Source organism: Lyngbya sp. CCY1209, assembly GCF_035615495.1.
Lineage (GTDB): Bacteria > Cyanobacteriota > Cyanobacteriia > Cyanobacteriales > Microcoleaceae > Limnospira.
In genome coordinates this window covers 1-19,598 of record NZ_JAJENU010000202.1, presented here as the reverse complement: position 1 = coordinate 19,598, position 19,598 = coordinate 1, and the positions used below count along the sequence as shown (strand labels likewise).

General features: G+C 50.8%; 20 protein-coding genes. 7 read left to right on the top strand and 13 right to left on the bottom strand.

From position 1 onward, the window contains the following. Positions 1-126 precede the first annotated feature (126 nt). From LKE08_RS03880 to LKE08_RS03870, 3 genes are all read right to left on the bottom strand, one after another. Positions 127-291 (bottom strand): hypothetical protein, encoded by a 165-nt coding sequence (locus tag LKE08_RS03880; protein WP_324702878.1) that lies wholly within the window; start codon positions 289-291, stop codon positions 127-129. Positions 292-485: 194 nt separating this feature from the next. Continuing rightward, positions 486-2,345 (bottom strand): diguanylate cyclase, encoded by a 1,860-nt coding sequence (locus LKE08_RS03875; protein ID WP_324702877.1) that lies wholly within the window; start codon positions 2,343-2,345, stop codon positions 486-488. Between the two features lie 514 nt (positions 2,346-2,859). Next, positions 2,860-3,459, bottom strand: coding sequence for a DJ-1/PfpI family protein (locus LKE08_RS03870; RefSeq protein ID WP_324702876.1), 600 nt, complete (start codon positions 3,457-3,459; stop codon positions 2,860-2,862). A 230-nt stretch (positions 3,460-3,689) separates the two neighbouring features. On the opposite strand from LKE08_RS03870, the gene LKE08_RS03865 reads away from it, so the two are divergent. Then, positions 3,690-4,817 carry a histidinol-phosphate transaminase gene (locus LKE08_RS03865; RefSeq protein WP_324702875.1) on the top strand — a complete coding sequence of 376 codons (1,128 nt, stop codon included), beginning with the start codon at positions 3,690-3,692 and terminating at the stop codon, positions 4,815-4,817. A 25-nt stretch (positions 4,818-4,842) separates the two neighbouring features. On the opposite strand, the gene LKE08_RS03860 is transcribed toward LKE08_RS03865, so the two are convergent. Continuing rightward, positions 4,843-5,865, bottom strand: a complete 1,023-nt coding sequence (locus tag LKE08_RS03860) for a site-specific DNA-methyltransferase (RefSeq protein WP_324702874.1) — start codon at positions 5,863-5,865, stop codon at positions 4,843-4,845. A gap of 84 nt (positions 5,866-5,949) precedes the next feature. Here LKE08_RS03860 and LKE08_RS03855 point away from each other — a divergent pair, with 84 nt between their 5' ends. After that, complete coding sequence (locus LKE08_RS03855) at positions 5,950-6,162, top strand: helix-turn-helix transcriptional regulator (protein WP_324702873.1); 213 nt, start codon at positions 5,950-5,952, stop codon at positions 6,160-6,162. Between the two features lie 5 nt (positions 6,163-6,167). Further along, entirely contained in the window at positions 6,168-6,665 is a 498-nt protein-coding gene (locus LKE08_RS03850) for a restriction endonuclease (protein ID WP_324702872.1), read from the top strand. A 137-nt stretch (positions 6,666-6,802) separates the two neighbouring features. Here LKE08_RS03850 and LKE08_RS03845 read toward each other — a convergent pair whose 3' ends face one another. The 5 genes from LKE08_RS03845 to LKE08_RS03825 all read right to left on the bottom strand — a co-directional run bounded on the left by LKE08_RS03845 (position 6,803) and on the right by LKE08_RS03825 (position 10,570). Then, positions 6,803-7,876 carry a DUF389 domain-containing protein gene (locus tag LKE08_RS03845; RefSeq protein ID WP_324702871.1) on the bottom strand — a complete coding sequence of 358 codons (1,074 nt, stop codon included), beginning with the start codon at positions 7,874-7,876 and terminating at the stop codon, positions 6,803-6,805. 361 nt (positions 7,877-8,237) lie between these two features. Then, positions 8,238-8,504, bottom strand: a complete 267-nt coding sequence (locus tag LKE08_RS03840; protein WP_324702870.1) for a hypothetical protein — start codon at positions 8,502-8,504, stop codon at positions 8,238-8,240. A gap of 127 nt (positions 8,505-8,631) precedes the next feature. Next, complete coding sequence (locus tag LKE08_RS03835) at positions 8,632-9,111, bottom strand: ankyrin repeat domain-containing protein (protein WP_324702869.1); 480 nt, start codon at positions 9,109-9,111, stop codon at positions 8,632-8,634. A gap of 65 nt (positions 9,112-9,176) precedes the next feature. Then, positions 9,177-9,899 carry a carotenoid oxygenase family protein gene (locus tag LKE08_RS03830; protein WP_324702868.1) on the bottom strand — a complete coding sequence of 241 codons (723 nt, stop codon included), beginning with the start codon at positions 9,897-9,899 and terminating at the stop codon, positions 9,177-9,179. Then, the gene (locus LKE08_RS03825) at positions 9,884-10,570 is read right to left on the bottom strand and encodes a carotenoid oxygenase family protein (RefSeq protein WP_324702867.1); all 687 of its coding nucleotides are present in this window, start codon (positions 10,568-10,570) and stop codon (positions 9,884-9,886) included. The genes LKE08_RS03830 and LKE08_RS03825 overlap by 16 nt, the downstream gene beginning before the upstream one ends. A 239-nt stretch (positions 10,571-10,809) precedes the next feature. Between LKE08_RS03825 and LKE08_RS03820 the strand changes: the two genes are divergently transcribed. Further along, the gene (locus tag LKE08_RS03820) at positions 10,810-12,051 is read left to right on the top strand and encodes a glycosyltransferase family 4 protein (protein WP_324702866.1); all 1,242 of its coding nucleotides are present in this window, start codon (positions 10,810-10,812) and stop codon (positions 12,049-12,051) included. Positions 12,052-12,158: 107 nt separating this feature from the next. Here LKE08_RS03820 and LKE08_RS03815 read toward each other — a convergent pair whose 3' ends face one another. Further along, positions 12,159-14,786 (bottom strand): amino acid adenylation domain-containing protein, encoded by a 2,628-nt coding sequence (locus tag LKE08_RS03815; protein WP_324702865.1) that lies wholly within the window; start codon positions 14,784-14,786, stop codon positions 12,159-12,161. Between the two features lie 56 nt (positions 14,787-14,842). Then, positions 14,843-15,061, bottom strand: coding sequence for a hypothetical protein (locus LKE08_RS03810; protein ID WP_324702864.1), 219 nt, complete (start codon positions 15,059-15,061; stop codon positions 14,843-14,845). A 32-nt stretch (positions 15,062-15,093) separates the two neighbouring features. On the opposite strand from LKE08_RS03810, the gene LKE08_RS03805 reads away from it, so the two are divergent. Further along, the gene (locus LKE08_RS03805; RefSeq protein WP_324702863.1) at positions 15,094-15,936 is read left to right on the top strand and encodes an LPS biosynthesis glycosyltransferase; all 843 of its coding nucleotides are present in this window, start codon (positions 15,094-15,096) and stop codon (positions 15,934-15,936) included. A gap of 102 nt (positions 15,937-16,038) precedes the next feature. Next, complete coding sequence (locus LKE08_RS03800; RefSeq protein ID WP_324702862.1) at positions 16,039-17,250, top strand: glycosyltransferase family 4 protein; 1,212 nt, start codon at positions 16,039-16,041, stop codon at positions 17,248-17,250. A gap of 127 nt (positions 17,251-17,377) precedes the next feature. Here the strand turns inward: LKE08_RS03800 and LKE08_RS03795 are convergent, their stop codons facing one another. Continuing rightward, complete coding sequence (locus tag LKE08_RS03795) at positions 17,378-17,725, bottom strand: hypothetical protein (RefSeq protein WP_324702879.1); 348 nt, start codon at positions 17,723-17,725, stop codon at positions 17,378-17,380. Further along, positions 17,664-17,792 carry a hypothetical protein gene (locus LKE08_RS03790; protein ID WP_324702861.1) on the bottom strand — a complete coding sequence of 43 codons (129 nt, stop codon included), beginning with the start codon at positions 17,790-17,792 and terminating at the stop codon, positions 17,664-17,666. Before LKE08_RS03790 ends, LKE08_RS03795 begins: the two co-directional genes overlap by 62 nt. 87 nt (positions 17,793-17,879) lie before the next feature. Here LKE08_RS03790 and LKE08_RS03785 point away from each other — a divergent pair, with 87 nt between their 5' ends. Further along, positions 17,880-19,388: a serine/threonine-protein kinase gene (locus LKE08_RS03785; protein WP_324702860.1), complete on the top strand. Its 1,509-nt coding sequence runs from the start codon at positions 17,880-17,882 to the stop codon at positions 19,386-19,388. The last annotated feature ends 210 nt before the right edge of the window (positions 19,389-19,598 follow it).

The following is a 19,598-nucleotide window of genomic DNA, read 5'->3' as shown; positions in this document are numbered from 1 at the left end:
TGATCGTCGATTGGGAAACACCGTTTTTATTGGGACTGATACTTAATGTAATAATTGATTACTAAATGCGTACTTATATAACCATAAGAGAATTTTTGTAAAAAATAAGCAAAGATGCTCAATTTTTTAGGTGGCGTGCCATAACAACTGTACTTCTTCGGCACTCGTCGAATTTTGCTGCGGCGGTTCCGCCAAACATTCTAACAATTGGACGACGGCACTTAATTTTTCGGGAGAGAGTTGCCCGATCAGGGCGATCGCTTTTTGGCGAAGATCGGCAGTCTGAATCATTGACTATCCCAAATTGTGGCTAATTCACACTTTAGCATCCCATCTTAACTCCCCTCGCCCAGAATTGGGAGAGGGGTTGGGGGTGAGGGCGAGAAGCGATGGCAAAGCCCCCCAACCCCCAATTTTGAGGGAGCCAGATGGACTCGACTCCCCTCGCCCAGGATTGGGAGAGGGGTCGGGGGTGAGGGCCTCCATCAATCAATAAAAAACCCCTCGGCCACCCGATACCGATCGCGCCCGGCCGATTTTGCCGCGTAGAGGGCGCGATCGGCGGCGGCGACCAAGGTATGTAAATCTAGGTTCTGAGTCGGTATGGCGGTGGCGATACCGACGCTGAGGGTGACGTATTGTTTCTCGGATTTGCGGTGGGGAATTTTCAGATCCCACAGCGTTTTCTTGATAGTTTGAACCAGGGCGATCGCGGTCGAGGTCGTCATCTTGGAGCCGACGATCACGAACTCCTCGCCGCCGTAGCGGGCGACCAATCCATCGAACGGTTTGTGGCCTTGTTCGAGAACTCTTGCCACCTCTTTCAAGCAGCGATCGCCCTGTTGGTGTCCGTAAGTGTCGTTGTATTTTTTGAAATAGTCTACATCGCAAAAAATGACCGTCAAAGGCTTTTTTACCAAGCTCAAATACTCCCACTCGCCCTCGATAAATTCGTTGAAATAGCGGCGGTTTGCGGTCTGGGTGAGGCCGTCAATACTCGCCAATCGTTGCAATTCTTGATTCGCTTGGGCTAACTCTTTCGTCCGGTCCGCGATGCGATGTTCCAGGGTTTCAAAGGAAAACCGCAACTGTTTCGCCATGTCCGAGAGCGATCGCGACAAATCGCCGATCGCGTCCTGGCGATCGAAAATGACCGGTTCATCCCAATGACCTCGGGCGATCGATTTGGCCACATAACTGAGTTTTTGGATGGGTTGCGTCAGCCAGTGGGCGACGAGTAAACCGATTAATATACTGACAACTAACGCGATCGCGCATAACATCAAAGTGATCCGCTTATTCTGGTTGATTTTTTCCATAAAATCCGCTTCGGGAACGAGGATGACCACCACCCAATCCAAGCCGTAGGGATCGTTGACGCGGACGACTTCCAAATATTGGCGGTGTCCTCCGGCGGAAAAGATCAACTGCGACGATCGAATTTTATCCAGACCTTTAAAATGGACATCAAGAAATTGAGATGCCTCTCGAATCAAGGGGTTGAGGCTGTCCCGGGCATCGATCAGTTGGATGTTTTCTTCGGTTCCCACGGTGATCGGTTCAGCCGTGGATGTGGCGACCAGCAAACCGGAGGGTTCCATGATAAACGCCAGTCCCGATTCGCCGATATCTAAATTTCTCAAAAATTGATTTAATTCCAAAGATAAGACGATATCCGTCGCACAGATCGCCCGCAGTTTGCCGCTGACATCATCGTAAACCGGCGTACTTGCGGTAATGGTGGGGAGGGCATATTTAAAACCGAGATAGATCTCGCTCCAAATCGGTTTATCTTCGCTTTTGGCGAGGGTGTACCAGGGTCGTTTTCGGGGGTCGTACTGTTGATTTCCTTTGCCGATCAAATGCGATCGGTTGCCCGTCGAATCTGCTTTGTAGGTATAATGATAGCGATCGGTAGTCGGATTGGCGACGTGAATTTCCAGGCGATCGCCCTGCCCTCCTTCCGAGTAACCGACGCCCAAAAAAGCGCCTTCTTCCTCCGTCCCGCAATAAATAAAATTGGTGGAGGGAAATAACCGAGCCTGTTGCCAGAGTGAATGGACGCCTTTTCCGGTGACGATATCCAGGTCGCCCTGCCGGATAGCCTTGGCGTTGATGGAGTTGATGACGTGGGGTCGATCAATCGTGTTTTGCAATTGATTGACAATGTGCAGTGCGATGGATTTTCGCAGTTGATCTGCGAGGTCGTTGACCGCCATTTGACCGTTTTTAAAAGACAAATAACCCACCACTCCAACTGTCACAAATATTTGTAGAACAAAAGGAACGATCAGCGTCCCTTTCAGTGACAATCGATTGAAAATTTTAGCCAGTTTTAAGTTCATTGTGAGAGTTGAGACACGGAAGGTGAGAATTTGCGAATCGATGGGGCTGACAACAGTTCTTCCACTCGAAAAACCAACCGACTGCCACCCATTGTCCATCGCCTTCGGAATCGTCCGACCCCATGGCGACATCCGATCGCGATCGACAGTCCACTCGACCGCAAGCATGGTAAAGGGCGATCGCCATCGACGGCAAAAACAATCATTATAACGGTAAAAATTTAAAAATTCCATCGCTCAGTTCTCTTGTAGTTTACTCTAGCTCTCTTCGGTAACTTTCGCCAGATCGAATACGGAAACCCACACCGACACCCCTTTCAGACGGGAGTTGCCGATTTTTTTTTCGCCGCTATCAGTCGTCCTTCTGCAATCGTAAAATTACGGATTACAATAGAATTTATCATTGTCATTGGAGCGGATTTTTACTGGTTCATAAAAACGTTAAAATCCCCGTCCCCAACCCTTCCCCACGACGGGAGAAACGGGAGGGGACGGGGGCGAAAAACCCGACCGATCACACCGCCGCCGCTTCCGGATGTTCGATTTTCGTTCCCAACACCTTCAAAAACTCGGCCAGCCAGCGGGGATGGGCCGGCCACGCGGGCGCCGTCACCAAATTCCCGTCCGCGATCGCGTCATCGGCGGAAATGTCGGCGTACTGCCCCCCCGCCCGGGTGACGTCGGGTCCGCAGGCGGGATAGGCGGAACAGCGTTTCCCCCGCAAGACGTCCGCCGCCGCCAGCAGTTGGGCACCGTGACAGATGGCGGCGATGGGTTTATTCGCCCCGGCGAAATGTTTCACCGCCTCGATGACATCCGGGTTGAGGCGGATATATTCGGGCGCCCGCCCGCCGGGAATCACCAAGGCGTCATAATCTTCCGGGCGAATTTCCTCGAAGGTGGCGTTGAGGGTAAAATTGTGGCCCGGTTTCTCGCTGTAGGTCTGGTCGCCCTCGAAGTCGTGGATCGCCGTCCTGACCGTATCTCCGGCTTTTTTCCCCGGGCAGACGGCGTGAACCCGGTGGCCCACCATCTGCAACGCTTGGAACGGGACCATCACTTCGTAGTCTTCCACAAAGTCCCCCACCAGCATTAAAATCTGTTTTGCAGCCATTGTTGAAACCTCACCGAATTGTTTATCTTTAAGTTTTAACAATTCGGCGATCGCACCGTATCAAATTGGTCGGAATCCCCGATCGCTGAGTGCCGATCTAGCGGTTTTTGACCGAATCAGATCCGGACGATCCCCCTAAATCCCCCTTCACAAGGGGGACTTGAAGAGCTTGAGAAACGCTATGGCTGATAGCGACATCCCCCGTCCCAAACTATCCTCCCACCGAGTCCATGCTTCCATTCATCCGCGACGACCTCAACCCATTTCAAGCCTACACGCCCCATCCTGGCGGAGATTCCGGCAGTCCGGTCTGTTCCGAAATCATTATCGATCGCCTCGATACCAATGAGTGTCCCTACGACTTGCCGGAGGAGTTGAAGCAAAAGTTAGCCTGGACCTACCAGCAGGAAATCGAAACCAACCGCTATCCAGACGGCAGCCACGCCCCCCTGAAGCGGGCGATCGCGGATTACGTCAATTCCGCCCTGTCCGACACCACAACCCCCTTCACGGCCGATTCTGTCTCGGTGGGGAACGGTTCCGACGAGTTGATCCGATCGCTTTTGATCGCCACCTGCCTGAACGGCGGGGGGTCGATTTTGGTGGCCGAACCCACCTTCTCCATGTACGCCATCCTCGCCCGAACCCTGGGAATTCCGGTGGCGGCGGTGAACCGTTCCGAGGCGAATTTTGAAATCGATCTCGCCGCCGCCCAAACTGCGATTTCCCAAACCCAAAATCCCCCCGTCCGGGTGGTGTTCGTCGTCCACCCCAATTCCCCGACGGCGAACGCTTTGACGGATGCGGAATTGGACTGGCTGCGGAGTCTCCCGGACGATATTTTAGTTGTTATCGACGAGGCTTATTTCGAGTTCAGCCAAACCACCGTGGCGGGGGAATTGCAACGGCATCCCAACTGGGTGATTTTGCGGACGTTTTCCAAGGCGTTTCGCCTCGCTTCTTTGCGGGTGGGATATGCGATCGCCTCCCCGGAACTGACGGCAATTTTGGAGAAAGTCCGCCTCCCCTACAACCTCCCCAGCTTCACCCAGGCGGCGGCGTTGATGGCGTTGACGCACCGGGAAGAGTTGCAAAACGTGATTCCGGAAATTCTCGCCGAACGCGATCGCTTATTGGCAGATTTATCCGATCATCCCCGTTTAAAAGTGTGGCCGAGCGACGCCAATTTTATCCACGCCCGCCTCAAATCGGACAATTCCGACGCGGCGTTAAATGAAATTGTCAAACAACTCAAATCCCAAGGGACGTTAATTCGCCACACCGGCGGCGGGTTGAGAATTACCGTCGGGACGCCGGAGGAAAATCAACGGACTCGCGATCGCCTGCTGTCGGTTTAGGAAGTGCGATCGCCGATTTTTGTCGTCAAAAAATCTGTAGCTGCTTGGCATCAGCAACAATTTGAACAGATTCGCCAGACATGACTTTTTGATAAGTCAAACTCCAATCATCATCCTTGGTATCTTCTCCCATAAAACGAAATGAAGATGTTGCCAGATATTGTAACTCCCTTTCAAAAGCCAGCCAATAACGACTTTCATTTTCGGCGACAAATCCCGTCGTATTCGACCCGGCAAAAATATCAAGGACTAAATCGCCAGGTTCGGTAAGAAATCTGATGAAAAATTCCGGAAGTTTATTGGGAAATCTAGCAGGATGGGCTTTTAATCCCAATGCCTTGCACCCCCGAAGATACTGACTATTTGATTCTGAATTGGGAATTTGTAGAAGATTGGAAGGAATTGCACCGCCGTTATCTTTCCCAAATCCTTTGCTGATATCATGTCCGGAGGGACGTTTTTTGGGATCGTAGAATTTTTCTGGATCTTTAAGCAATGTTTTCATCCTCGGACTATATTCAGTCAAAACTCGGGTGACATCTGATTTTGGAAACTCAGATTTACTGAACCACCAAACCGTATTCACGGAATCTTTGGCGCGAATTTTGCGTTTATTAACCCATTCGATAGGACTCGGTAACTTTGAAGGATTAAACCAATAAAAGTCTTCTGCAAGAAAAAATCCAATTTGATCACAAAAATGAATTGGAATTCTAAAATTATACAAACTACGCACAGGTTTTCCCTTTTCATAAGCGCCACCCAAGTCCAGAACGAAGCTGCCATCATCTTTCAATTTTTGATAGACCACTGTGGCAAATTTAGCCAGCCACTCAATATATTCATCTTGTCCTTTATTTCCATATTCTTTTTTTCTCTGTAGGGCAAAGGGGGGACTGGTTAAGACTAAATTTATACTGCGATCGGGTAATTCATTTAACAGTTCGAGAGAATCTCCACAAAATGCAAATCCCAGATCCGTGTAATAAGTTGGTTTTTTCGCTATTTTGTCAAGATTAAGAGGAAATTTCATCTGTTGTAGAGGCATGGCTTTTTGGGGTTGCTACTTATAGTCTGTAGATTTATAGTCATCACCGTTTCATTATAAAGGATATGTCAACTTCTAGAAAATATGTCATCAAATGCCAGAAAGATTTTTGCCAAAAGATTAAAGCAAATCCGACAGATGCGAGGTCTTTCTCAAGAAGAACTGGCAGAGATTGCCGGTTTACATCGAACCTATGTGGGATCTGTAGAACGTGGCGAACGTAATGTGTCCATTGACAATATGGAACGTCTGGCAAAAGCCCTAGAGGTTGATATTACTGCACTTCTTAGGGAATAGTAGCTATGAAACCTCATCCAGACAAAGTAGTTCTTGACGAATTATTTCCATATATTCAGCAATATCAAGATTTGGCTTCCCGGCATGGAATCAATGATATTTTTCAAGATAACGGCGGAAAACTTTTACAAGTGCTTTTGGTCACGGGGTTGGAAATTATCCCCGGAAGAGAAGGGAATGATGCCAAAGATGCAGATGGAAATGAATTTGAGTTGAAGTCAGTTAACATAGCTCTCACCAAGAGTTTTTCAACTCATCACCATATCAACCCTCGAATTATCGATAAGTATCGGCAAGTAGATTGGATATTTGCAGTTTATCGAGGAATTAACTTGCTGTCAATTTATCAACTCACGCCGTCAGATTTAGAATATTTTTATACACAGTGGGAAGAGAAGTGGCACAGTAAAGGGGGCAAGGATATTAACAATCCTAAAATTCCTTTGAAGTATGTCATACAGCATGGACAATTGCTATATTCTAGTGACTCGGTTCATGACTGAGTGAATCGGATTTTCCTCTCCCGAACTGTAGAATTACTCAAATCAGTCATCAGATCGAGGCTACTAGATAATATTGGGGACGCCGGAGGAAAATCAACGGACTCGCGATCGCCTGCTGTCGGTTTAGGAAGTGCGGCTCAAGGCCGACTTTCAAACTCCTGAAACGGGATCACGTCCACCTTGATTTTAACAGGTTTGTTGAGCCGTTTTGTCATCTCCCGAGACGCGATATCGAGCCGTTCCTGAATGGCGGTCATTTCGTTCGCCGGAATTTCAATTGCCACATCGAAATACAAGACATCATCGTTTCCGTAGCGGCCGTTTAAAGTGCGAAACCTTGACGTTCCCGGAAACAGATCGGGTTGATTTTTTCTCATTTGAAAGAGGGTGTCATAGGCGACGGATTCTAGATACAGCTTCCGGAGCGAAAATCCCAGGGGTTGAAGCAAGAGTGACAGACATAATAAAGAGACGGTCAAGCCAAAAATTGCCCGTTTTGGACGGCCGTATTTTTGCGATACAAACACCAAGCTGGCGCTGAAGATAATTCCCGCCAAGTTGGTTATAAATAGTAGAAATGAACCGGCGGCGATGCTCGAATCGATGCCGTAGGAGACGGCGATTTCCGTCCCCAATTTACCCAGGCACAACCCGATCCCGACGACACTCAACGGCGGCACCAAAGCGACGGCGATCGCCACTCCCGGCAGGGCGTTGGCGATGCTGCGGCGGGTATTCGCAAAGGCCGCCGCGGCCCCCGCCGCCAGGGCGACGCCCAGATCTAAAGAGTTGGGCTGGATGCGGCCCAAAATTTCCGATCCGACGACTTTCAACCCGAGTAAATCCGTGGTAAAATAGGCGATGAAAATGACCGACAAAAGACCCGTCAGCAGGGTGAATATCGACCGTTCGATCAATCGCGGATTGAGGACGATCAGGGCGTAAGCCAGGGCGACGATCGGGTTCATCAACGGGGCGATAATCATCGCGCCGATGATGGTGGCGGCACTGTTCGTCAGCAGCCCGAAGGTGGCGATCGCCGTCGCCAATGACAATAACAAATAGAATTTAAAATCGGGCAGTGAAGCCTGCAAAAATGTCTGATTTAATTCGCTGCCGGGAATGGGTTCTTCCCCCATGATCAGCCAATCCTGGGAGAGACTCTGCCAGGATTGCCGGCAATATTGTTTGACGCGGTTGAGTCCGATCATAGATCCTCCAAAAAGAGACTGGAACGGTGGATAATTTACAAATCTAAAAAATCGCTCCTAGTTGGGTCGGGTAGAAGCGACAAAAATGATGAGTTTTTATATCAAATCCGGTCGAATGCTCGGAACGAACCGGGTTGGATATCCGCACCGCTTGGGAATCAATTCCCAAGCTAATAGCTCAAATCATCTGAAGATGATTGGGGAGTTTGTGCGACTCAATACAGCAATTTTCAAGTCAATGAGGTACACTTTCCAATTCAAAGTCCCCCTTTTCAAGGGGGATTTAGGGGGATCGTGCGGTTATTATTCGAGCGAAAATCGCTGTAACCGGCTCTGATATTAGATTAAATTCTTGATTTTATCAACACTGAAAATGCCAGTTTAAGAACACTTTCTCACCCGTCGTAAAATGTCTTTGCGCCCGCCGTCTTCCGCGATCGCGCCCTTCCAGGTGGCTGTAAAAGGGCCGTCGATCGCCCCAGAACTGCCACTTTCTATATCGCGTCGGCGATGTCGATCGCACCGGATACATCCGACCCGCCATTTCAATTTCAGGGCATCCTGAGACGATCGCCCCGAACCCATGCAGGCATTTCTCGAATGGAATGGGGTCAGTCTTTTTACTCATCCGACGGTTTGAACCTTGCCAGAGAATAATGGGAGTTTGTGGCTAGTTCTGTGGGCGGATTATAGCATATTTTGGGGCATATTGGCGGCATTTTTTTGGCGATCGCCGGAGAAAATAGAAAACCGTTCTAACTCGACCGATCGCGGAACGTTTTGATCGCCTCCACCACCTGCGAATGTCCCTCGGAAGACGCCCAAATCAACGCCGTCCAATTGTTGTTGTCCCTGGCCCGAAAATTCGCGCCGCGATCGAGCAACAGTTCCACCGCCGCCCGGTGGCCCGCCCCCGCCGCCGCCATCAACGCCGTCAGGCCGAAATCCGTTTTCGCGTCGATATCGGCCCCCGCCGCCAGCAGGCGTTCGAGAATCGCCACCTTTCCCCCGGCGGCGGCTTCCATCAGGGGAGTCCAACCGTCATTGTCCCCCCGGTTCACGTCCGCCCCCGCCTCCAATAGGCATCCGACGATCGCTTCATCCCCCGCCGTCACCGCGGCGATGGCCGGGGTCGTCCCCTCTTCCCCCGCCGCGTTGACATCCTGGCCAGCCGCGATCGCGGATTCCACCCGGGCCCGGTCGCCCGCTTTAACAGCATCAATTAACTCGGTCATCTCAGTTTCCGATTCTCGCCTCGGCGAGTTGCGCCAAGGCTTATTATCCAACAAAATTGCGAGATTTAGGAACGCGCCAACTCTTCCTCGGAAACCCAGGTTCCGTGGAAGCCGTAGGGGACTCGGTGGGGCATGATCACCCGGGCGATCGCTCCGTCGGCCACATTTTGGGCGTCGATGACCACAAATTCCGATTGGTTTGACTCCTGATTGTAGACAAACGTGACCAGCCAGCCCTCATCCTCCGCCGTCCCCCCCGGACGGGGCACGAACACGGCCTCGCCGCCGAAGCGTTCCGGACCGAACTCGTGAATTTCGGAGGTGCCGCGATCGCGATCGTACTTGATCAGTCCGTCGAACAGGGGCATCGGAACCGGCGCCATTTTCGCCGTGTAGCCGTAGCGATTTTTTCGGCCCGTCCGCGCCTCATTGATGCGGGGAAAATCGGAGGCGCGATCGTCGATTTGTTCCTCCTTGGCTTCCCCCGTTTTCAAGTTGAATCGCCACTGGTGCAGGCGGGGAATTTCCGCATCGCGATCGTCGGTTTGTTGCAATGAAAGAACCGTCGTCGATTTCATCCGACAGGCTGTCAGCACAATTTCATCCCCCTCCTCGTAGGCGTTGAGGGTATGAAAAATAAAGCAGGACGGACACTCAAACCAGCGGATATCATTGTTATCGCCGTGGCGGGGAAGAATGCCAAATTGGGCGGGCAATTCCGACTCGAAATTCCAAGCCGGTTCCCCCCGCTGCATCTTTTCGGGATAGAATTTCAGGGGCAGGTCCATGAAAATCGGTAATTTTCCGTGATGGCGAAATCGTGGTGCATACTGCCCACCGGCAACTCGATGCGGACGGTGCGGGACAGTTCCCCGCCGGGGGTGGCGATGCTGTAGTCTATGTGGGGATCTGGGCCGAGAGAATAGCCGAAAAATAGCATTTCTCCCGTCACCGGATCAATTTTGGGGTGGGCGGTAAAGGCGGAGGTGAGTTTCCCGTTGAAGGTGTGGGGCCCGACGGTTTCCAACTGGGGGAGTCGGATGGCGTGGGGTCCCCCCCCTTCCCACAGGGCTAAAAACTGTCCGGCGTGCCAGATTAAAGCGGTGTTGGCGGCGTTTTTGAACGGACCTTCGGGGTTGTCCATTTGGGGCGGTTCCATGAGTCCGGTCCAGATGGCTTTTCCCGCCTCCCGTTCTTTCAGAAAGCCCCGGGTGCGGACGTAGCGGTTGCGGTAGGAGGCTTTTCCGTCTTTGATGCGGACGCCGTGCAACATCCCGTCCCCGTCGAACCAGTGGTAGTTGCCGAGGGGGGGAAATTGGGGGTTCGGGCCGTTGCGGACGAACATCCCGGACAGGTCGGGGGGGAGTTCGCCAATTACAGTCAAGTTATCGGCGACGACCTCTTCTCGAATGGGGGCAAAGTTCCCCTCTAGAAACGGATTCACGGCGGTGGAAGTCATGGTAAGGAGTGAATTTCAACATCACAGATAGGGTAGCGCAAGAGCGGGCTTTTTAGGGGAGCAAAATCGATGTTTTCATCTCCGAGTCCGGTTGGGTCGAGTTTTCATTCTAAATAATCATGCATTTTGCCGGGGCGGGCGATCGATTTTCCGAAGGATCTCAATTACTGCCATTTTGACCCTCCACAGTCCGATAAAATTGACGTGGCCCGAACCGATCGCAATTGACCTGAAATATCATGACCAAATTGAAAGTTTTACTCGTACCGGATTACCTCGACTGGATTTTGGGAACTTGGGCGAAACAAATTGTCCGGGTGGGAACCCGACACGACTATTACTTTTTTCCCCAACAAATGTTTCCCCATTATCAAAAAGAATGGGACTCGTTGATTGAGAGGGTCGATGTCATCCACGTTCTCAACGACTTTGCGTTCGAGAAAACGAAATTTCCGGACAGCCTTCCCGCCGTCGGTTCTATTCACCACGTCACGGACTGGGAACCATTGATTCCCATCACGCAAAAATGCGATCGCATCATGACCGTCGCCGGCGAGTGGAGAGATTTTCTCCTCGAAAAGGGGATTCCGGGCGATCGCATCAGTTTATTTCACAATGGCGTAGATCCCTCGGTTTTTTACCCCTTGCCCGACAAAATGGAAGCTCGACGACAACTCGGCATATCCTCCCCGACGCCCCTGATCGGGTACAGTGCAAAATTCACCAGCGATACCGACGGTCGCAAGGGAATTCCCATTTTACTTAAAGCGTTAAAACGCCTGTCAGAAACTGATCTAAAATTTGGAATTGTCATTACCGGCCCCGGATGGGATGAGGTCGTCAAAGAAATTAAAAGTTACGGCATTTCTGAGGTGTATTACTATCCATTTCTGCCCGATCGCATGATGCCGGTTTGCTACAATGCCCTCGATTTATACGTCGTCACCTCCAAAGTGGAAGGGGGGCCGGTTCCCGCCATCAACTGCATGGCTTGCGGGGTTCCGGTGGTGGCGACACCCGTGGGAATCGTCATCGATTATATCCGAGATGGGGCGAACGGGATGGTCGTTCCCAAGGAAGATGCGGAAGCCACGGCAAAGGCGATCGCCCGATTGTTGGAGAATCCGGGACTGAGGAACAATATCGCCAAAAATGGCTTGGAAACTGTCGCAAATCATCTCACCTGGGATAAAACTCTGTCCGGAATTGAGGAAATGTACGAGCGGGTTTGGGCGGAAAAATCCGGCCGCAGGGAACCGTCAAAAACCGCGCCCGACCCGGTAAAACAGAGGAAAAAAGTTTCGGCGATCGACGCTTATTTGTGGAACTTGAAACTGCTCAAACAGGGACATACAAGAGAAGGGATTCGGGGGATTTTAGAAGGGAATCTCGGTATCGCTTCGACGGAAACGCTAAAAATCGGCTTCCAAAAACTATCCGGCTTATTTGACGAAAGATCGGAGTCGCGATCGCCGGTTTAAAAATTGAGCGTCGGGAATTTTGTAGGTCAAAACAGAGATTCGACAGGTAGAGTTTTCCTTTCAGATTCATGGTTTTGTTCTCTCCAAAAAGTCTGAATTGTATGCATTTAAAATTCGGTTTCGTTCAAGCAGTAATTCAGCCGTTCGGCTAGAATTTGGACGTGGGGAGGATTGAACATGGTATCGTGATTTCCGGGAACATCATAAATGCTCAAACCAGCCGCAGCCAAATGGCCCCAACCTTGTTGTGGATCGCGTTTTTGCCAGTCTTCCGCCGTCGCCATGTCGGGTAAAGTCGCCCGGGGGGGTTCGGACGATCGCAACAGTACCAACCGCCCCGGATAAACTCGGGGAGTGTAGTTATTTCTCGCTTTCATATTCGCCTCGCGAATGATGGCGCTGCGCCGTTTTTGAGAGAGGACTCGTCCCCAACTATAATGAATTGTACCATAAATTTTGAGCGCCATTTGTTTGAGAAAAAATTCGGACTCTTTGAGCAACATTCGCCCGTTTTTCAGGCGTAACAAGTAAGACCAATAATGCTCCTTACGGAAAGTTATACGTTCAAACGTTCCGTAGCCGTAAGTATCCAATAAAATCACTGTTGCCACCTCTTCCCCTTGCCCGACCAGTTGTTGCGCCATCTCAAAGGCGATGATGCCGCCGAAGGATTGTCCCCCCAGAAGATAGGGGCCTCGGGGCTGAATTTTTTGCATTTCTCGAATGTAATAATCGGCGATTTCTTCCGCCGTATCCAACGGTTTTTGAATGCCATCTAATCCCCGAGCCTGCAAACCGTAAAATGGCCGCTCTGCGTCGCAATACTTCGCCAATTTTTCCAGGTTAATGACATTTCCCAAGCGGCCGTGAACGCAGAAAAAAGGCTGTTTATAACCCGTCGGCTTAATGGGAACCACCGCAGACCAGAAGTTGGATTCTTTCCCGTCTCGGATTAAATTTGCCAATTCTTCGATGGTCGCCACCTTCAAAAGAACGGCTAAGGGAATATTTTTGCCGATCTTTTTCTGAACCCGTGTCACCATCTCCACGGCCAGCAATGAGTTTCCCCCCAAGTCAAAAAAGTCACTTTTTACCCCGACGGATTTCACCTTTAAAACCTGCTTCCAAATGTCTGCCAACTGCGTCTCTAGGGCATCTTTGGGCGCGACAAAGTGGGGATCTGGAGCGAAGGTTTCCGCTTCGAGATCGGGGAGAGCCATGCGATCGCGCTTTCCATTCGGCGTCAGGGGCAATGCCTCTAAAAATACAAAAGCAGAGGGTACCATGTACTCGACCAACTTTTCCCGAAGAAACGATCGCAGTCCGTCGATCGCGTCGGTTTTGTCGATTTTTTCCGGGGGCAATTTGGGGACTAAATAGGCGACCAAACGCTTGTCTCCGGAGGCATCATCTCGGGCTATGACAGCGGCCGCTTTCAGGTCGGGATGTTGTTCCAAAACGGCTTCAATTTCTCCGAGTTCGATGCGTTGGCCGCGAATTTTTACCTGAAAATCGACCCGTCCTAATAGTTCGATCGCGCCGTCGGGCCGGTAACGGGCTAAATCTCCGGTTTTGAACAGTCGTTGTTCCGGGTTCAGCGGGTTGGCGATATATTTTTCTGCATTCAAGTCGGGGCGGTTGAGATATCCCCGGGCCAGACAGCCGCCGGCCATGTGCAGTTCCCCCACTTCCCCATCCCCGGCGACGGGTTGAAGATCTTCGTTGAAAATGTAGGCTTGATTGTGGGGGTAGGGATAGCCGACGGGGATGTAACCCTCTCGGCGATCGAAATCGGGAGGCACGGCATAGGCGCAATTTCCGACGGTTTCCGTCTGGCCGTAAATATTAAAATAGCGCACCTTATTTTCAAAAAACTGTCGCAGTTTTTGATGGACTGTAACCGGGGGTAAATCCCCAGATAAAATGATGGCACGCAGCCGAGAATTTTTGAGTCTTTCTGTCTGCCAACTCTCCAGATTTTCTAAGGCTTGAAGTCCGGACTGCCAGACCGAGTGAACGCCGTCAGAAATGGTAATTCCAGCTCCAACAATTAACTGGAAGAGTTCGATGGGATTTTTGGTTTGCTCTCGGGTGGCAATGATACTGGTTGCCCCCCGAGACAGGGGAACCATCAGTTGTCTGACGGAGGACGAAAATGAGAAAGATGCGACGTGAAGGTAGATGTCATCGGCTCTCACTTGTAAGATGTCGGCAACAGCGGGAATGTAGCAAAAGACATTGGAACGGGTCAGTTGTACGCCTTTGGGTTTTCCAGTTGAGCCCGAAGTGTACATGACATAGGCGAGGTGTTCCGGCGTCGCTTCGCAAATGGGGGTTTCTCGGCTGTGTTGGCCGATCGCATCCCCGTCCGCATCGAGGCAGATCGGGGGAATTTCCAAGTCAGAAAAATTGCCGGCTAAATGTCGTTGCGTCAGCAGTAGGGGGACGCGAGTTTCTGTCAAAATAAAGCGCGATCGCTCTTGGGGATAAGCCGGATCGAGGGGAACGTAAGCTCCCCCCGCTTTGAGAATTCCTAAAATTCCTATCACTATCTCCGGCGATCGTTCCGCGCAAATTCCCACCAGAACATCCGGCTTGACACCGCGCCGTTGGAGAAAATGGGCAAGTTGGTTGGCTCTGGCGTTCAGTTCTCGGTACGTCAATTTCTGATTTTGACAAACCAGGGCGATCGCGTCTGGCGATCGCTCGACCTGAGCTTCAAATAGTTGTTGCATTGGGAAACAACTCCACACTTACTTTTCCATTCAAGCACGGTTTTTCGAGAATGTCATCATGCTGCGAACCCAACCGACGGTAATTTTCCCAAACCGAACCTTTTCTCCGGACTCACCTTGGCGATGGCGGGGTTCGTCCCCTCTTTCCCGACAGTATTGACATCGTGACGGGGACGGGTTGCGATCGCCGATTCAGAACTTGATATAATAGTATCCGACCCGTCATCCAACTCAACTTGAACAACTTTTTCCAGGATGCATCCTCCGAAGTCCATCGAACCCGCCGACTCGATCCACAGGTCAATTCATGAAAAAATCCGCTCCCTATCCCCTCAAACAAGAGATTGGCAAAACCTTTATTATTGCCTATAAAGAGAAGACCGACCAATTGGAGTCCCATTTAACAGGGGAGGACTTAGACTGCGAAGTTTTGCGACAAAAACACCGGCCAGAATACGAAGATTATTCTCCCAGTTACCTCTGTTTGCTCAATCATAAAACGGCTTGGGAAATTGCCAGATTACAGTCGAAACCGACGCTAATTGTCGAAGCCGATTTTGTCCCAGTTATCGGGTTCGGAGATCTGCCACTGCCTTTCCCTGGCGAACAAGAAAATGTCGGGGTTGCCTGGATTTATAATTGTGCTCCGCAGATTTATAGTGTATCCTCCGAAGGTTATGCAGAGGGCTTTTCTGTATCTACCGTTGCCTATATCGTCACTCCAAAAGCGGCCGATTCACTTCTGGAACTAGAGGTCAAAATACGAGAAAATCCGGGACCCAAAAACTATTCGAGTTGGGATTCAACAATCGACGGTTTTTTGAGACAAAGAAAATTCCAGAACTATATCCCCTTTCGCAACTACGGTGAACACGGAGGAAAACCAAACTTGGAACATCAAAAATTCGGCTTGAGCAAGGTTCATCGTGCCGACGTTCTGTATGGAAAATTGGCGTTTATTCCTCCATATCTTCAGGATGAATCTCATCAAAACTCAAAGCTACTCATGTCACGTTGTCAAGCACGAATCAAGGGGATTGCCCGATTGGCTCTCGGAAAATTTTTGCGAATCCCCGTCATTCAAGGTTCGAGTTATCCGCTGAGGCTGATCGGTTTTGCCGTCCGTCGCCAGCTAACATTTCGGGTTTAGAAGCCTTTTGATTTTGAGTTGCCAAAAACAACCATAACGGTGGGCTTTTGATCTCGGTTTTCCTGGCAAGTACCCTCCCAAAATTATTCAATTTATCGGATTATGAAAAAACTGAAAGTCTTACTGATACCGGATTACTTCGCCTGGGTTTTGGGTACTTGGGCAAAACAAATTGTCCGGGTGGGAACCCAACACGACTATTACTTTTTTCCCCAGCAAATGTTCCCTTATTATCGCCAAGAGTGGGAATCTCTGCTTCAAATTGCCGATGTCATCCACGTTCTCAGCGACTTTGATTTTGAGAAAACGATATTTCCAACTACTGTCCCGTCCGTCGGTTCCATCCATCACGTCACGAACTGGGAAAAACTGATTCCCATCACGCAGAAATGCGATCGCATCATGGCCGTCGCCGGCGAGTGGAAAGACTTTCTCTGCGAAAAGGGGATTCCCGGCGATCGCATCAGTTTATTTAACAATGGCGTAGATACTTCGATTTTCTACCCCTTACCCGACAAAATGGAAGCCAGACGACAGCTCGGCATTACCTCAGAAATACCTTTGATAGGGTACAGTGCCAAGTATACCAGCAATACCGATGGTCGCAAAGGCATTCATATCCTACTTCAAGCCCTAAAAACTTTGGCTGAAAATCATCAAAAATTTGGTATTGTCATTACCGGGCCGGGATGGGGAAAAGTCGTGGAAGAAATTAAAAGTTACGGCATTTCCGAGGTTTATTACTATCCCTTTCTGCCCGATCGCATGATGCCGGTTTGCTACAATGCCCTCGATTTATATGTCGTCACGTCCCAAGTGGAAGGGGGCCCGGTTCCCGTCATCAACTGTCTGGCTTGCGGGGTTCCGGTGGTGACGACACCCGTGGGAATCGTCATCGATTATATCCGAGATGGGGCGAACGGAATGGTCGTTCCCAAGGAAGATGCGGAAGCCACGGCAAAGGCGATCGCCCGATTGGTGGAGAACCCGGAACTGAGGCAAAATATCGCCGAAAGTGGCTTGGAAACCGTCAAAAATCATCTCACCTGGGATAAAACCCTGGCCGGAATCGAAGAAATGTACGAACGGGTTTGGGAGGAAAAATCCGACCGTCGGGAACCTTTAAAAACCGATCGCGATCCGGCAAAGCAGAGGGAAAGGGTGCTGGCGATCGATTCGTATTTGTGGAACTTGAAACTGCTGGCGAAGGGTCATCCCAAAGAAGGGCTGCGCGGAATTTTGGATGGGAATTTGGGAGTCGCCTTGACCGAAACGCCGAAAATCGTCGCAAAAGAACTTTCGAGCCGAGTTTGACACCGTTATTTTAGCCGGTGAAACGGGGCAATATTTGATTGAAAAATATCATTTCGGAGTCCCGGAAAAAGGAGCGATCGCCGGTTCAAATCTTGACGGTCGGCGATCGTGACATCCAACCGTTATATCACTCCGAAAGCAACACGATCCGATAGCGAGCTTTATTAGCCGCCACCTTGTCCATCGCCTCGTTCACCCGACTCAACGGCATCGTTTCGATCATCGGTTTGATCTGATTCACGGCGGCAAATTCCAACATTTCTGCCATGAACCGCCGGCCGCCCACTACGCTGCCGACGACGGATTTTTGACCGAAAATCAGCGGAATCAGCGGCACGTTCAAACTGGAAACCGGAATGCCGACGAAACACAAAACCCCGTTATTTGCCAGCAAACTGAACGCCGCATCCCAATCAGTTTCGGCGGAGATGGTGGAAATAGGTGAAATCGGCCGGAACCCGAACGCGATCGGCAAATCCGCCGTGATGCCCGACGATCAGGCCCGTATAGCCTTCGCGACAGATATTTTCTTCCCCTTGCAAACAATGATCGCAGGCCCGACAGGAGTTTTTGCTTTATATTTAAAAGAGAGCTGGGCCGTTTCCTCATCCCCAACTCGGCTAATGTTTATGAGCCTTTGTTTTAATCCCGCCTGTCGCCATTCCAACCCCGATCGCCTCTCATCTTGCCAACAGTGTGGCGAACCCTTGCTGCTCGGCGATCGCTATCGGGCTCTACAAGAAATCGGCTCCGGGGGATTCGGCCGCACCTACCTGGGGGTAGATGACGCGGAACCCGATCGCCCCCCCTGTGCCATCAAGCAATTTTTGCCCGCCTCCGCCAACGACAAAGCGATCGCCTCCCGCCTGTTCCGCAAGGAAGCTGAACGGTTGCGATCGCTTTCCCATCCCCAAATTCCCAAGTTTTTGGCATACTTTGAAATCGAAAATCAACAATACATCGTCCAGGAGTTCATCCCCGGACAAAATCTAGCCGAAGAACTGGCGGAATCGGGGGTTTTTTCCGAAACAAAAATTCGGGATCTGCTCCGTCAAATGTTCCCCATTTTGCAATATTTGCACGATCGCCACCTCATCCACCGGGATATCAAACCGGAAAATCTGATCCGAAGACGGGGCGATCGGCGTCTCTTTTTGGTGGATTTCGGCGCCGCGAAACTCGCCACCGGAACCGCCCTCGCCAAGACGGGAACCCGCATCGGAACCGCCGAATTTGTCGCCCCCGAACAACTGCGGGGAAAGGCCGTTTTTGCCAGCGATCTCTACAGTCTTGGCGTTACCTGCATTCATTTATTAACCAATACATCCCCCTTCGATCTCGTCGATGGCGATAACCATTGGGTGTGGCGGGACTGGCTGGGCGATAATGCCGTCAGTCCCCAACTGGCGGCGGTACTCGATCGCCTGATTTCTCCGGCCGTCAGCAGCCGTCACCCATCCGCGAGGGCGGCTTTACAATCCCTCGACAAACCGATTCCGAAATCGAAGCAAAATTGGTGGAAATACGGGGGCGCGGCCGTGGCGGCGTTGGCAATTGTAGCCATTATAAAAATAACTCAGAATCGCGAAACTGTCAATCCCAATCAACCCATTATCCGCGAAACGAATTTGGATGCGATCGAGGCATTATCGACTTATATTAAAATCCAAAATGACCACTATTTGGAAACAGGACAATTTTTGGAAAATCCCTCGCAGATGATCCCCATCGCGTCCCATTATTTTACCGTCCAACCGGGCGACAATGGGATTCAACTTGTCGCCATCCCCCGCCAACCCGACACCTACGGCTACGCCGCCGTGTTGTGGGGTGGAAAAATATCGGATAGCGATCGCGATCGTCAGCAGAATTGGAAACCCCAAGATCCCACGGATTTCGGAACCTTTTCCCTCCCCAGTTTTCGCCCTACCCCTTCCGAGTACGCCACCCGAGTCACCTACTGCGAGAGTTTGGAATCGACGACGGAACCGCCACCGTTGTCGGAAATCGGGCGATCGCTTCCCCTGTCCACCCACGAATTGCCCTGTCCGGAAGGTTACGCTTTTTCATTGGGAATTATCGACGCGATGGGCAAGTTGTCGGCGAAAACTCAACCGTCATCAATTCCGAATCCATAAAAATGGCGATATGACAGTTTGAGACTGAGCGGAAAATTTTACCACTCCAGGCACAGAGGACACGGAGGATTTGTTTGTCTTTACTGAGGTATTATAGCAACCGCCAAGGGGGTTAGGACGCGATCGCCAACCCCGAGTCCACTTAAGTGGACTTTTGCGATTCGCCTTGAAATTGATTTCAAGGCGGGCTTCAAATTGGCAGATCAGTCC

What these genes read in the sequence shown, in the direction of transcription:
- LKE08_RS03865 (WP_324702875.1), top strand. Translation starts at nt 3,690, where the DNA reads ATGCTTCCATTCATCCGCGACGACCTCAACCCATTTCAAGCCTACACG.
- LKE08_RS03835 (WP_324702869.1), bottom strand. Translation starts at nt 9,111, where the DNA reads ATGACCGAGTTAATTGATGCTGTTAAAGCGGGCGACCGGGCCCGGGTG.
- LKE08_RS03800 (WP_324702862.1), top strand. Translation starts at nt 16,039, where the DNA reads ATGAAAAAACTGAAAGTCTTACTGATACCGGATTACTTCGCCTGGGTT.
- LKE08_RS03875 (WP_324702877.1), bottom strand. Translation starts at nt 2,345, where the DNA reads ATGAACTTAAAACTGGCTAAAATTTTCAATCGATTGTCACTGAAAGGG.
- LKE08_RS03880 (WP_324702878.1), bottom strand. Translation starts at nt 291, where the DNA reads ATGATTCAGACTGCCGATCTTCGCCAAAAAGCGATCGCCCTGATCGGG.
- LKE08_RS03820 (WP_324702866.1), top strand. Translation starts at nt 10,810, where the DNA reads ATGACCAAATTGAAAGTTTTACTCGTACCGGATTACCTCGACTGGATT.
- LKE08_RS03825 (WP_324702867.1), bottom strand. Translation starts at nt 10,570, where the DNA reads ATGACTTCCACCGCCGTGAATCCGTTTCTAGAGGGGAACTTTGCCCCC.
- LKE08_RS03850 (WP_324702872.1), top strand. Translation starts at nt 6,168, where the DNA reads ATGAAACCTCATCCAGACAAAGTAGTTCTTGACGAATTATTTCCATAT.
- LKE08_RS03860 (WP_324702874.1), bottom strand. Translation starts at nt 5,865, where the DNA reads ATGCCTCTACAACAGATGAAATTTCCTCTTAATCTTGACAAAATAGCG.
- LKE08_RS03840 (WP_324702870.1), bottom strand. Translation starts at nt 8,504, where the DNA reads ATGAGTAAAAAGACTGACCCCATTCCATTCGAGAAATGCCTGCATGGG.
- LKE08_RS03815 (WP_324702865.1), bottom strand. Translation starts at nt 14,786, where the DNA reads ATGCAACAACTATTTGAAGCTCAGGTCGAGCGATCGCCAGACGCGATC.
- LKE08_RS03810 (WP_324702864.1), bottom strand. Translation starts at nt 15,061, where the DNA reads ATGGACTTCGGAGGATGCATCCTGGAAAAAGTTGTTCAAGTTGAGTTG.
- LKE08_RS03870 (WP_324702876.1), bottom strand. Translation starts at nt 3,459, where the DNA reads ATGGCTGCAAAACAGATTTTAATGCTGGTGGGGGACTTTGTGGAAGAC.
- LKE08_RS03845 (WP_324702871.1), bottom strand. Translation starts at nt 7,876, where the DNA reads ATGATCGGACTCAACCGCGTCAAACAATATTGCCGGCAATCCTGGCAG.
- LKE08_RS03785 (WP_324702860.1), top strand. Translation starts at nt 17,880, where the DNA reads ATGAGCCTTTGTTTTAATCCCGCCTGTCGCCATTCCAACCCCGATCGC.
- LKE08_RS03855 (WP_324702873.1), top strand. Translation starts at nt 5,950, where the DNA reads ATGTCATCAAATGCCAGAAAGATTTTTGCCAAAAGATTAAAGCAAATC.
- LKE08_RS03805 (WP_324702863.1), top strand. Translation starts at nt 15,094, where the DNA reads ATGAAAAAATCCGCTCCCTATCCCCTCAAACAAGAGATTGGCAAAACC.
- LKE08_RS03830 (WP_324702868.1), bottom strand. Translation starts at nt 9,899, where the DNA reads ATGGACCTGCCCCTGAAATTCTATCCCGAAAAGATGCAGCGGGGGGAA.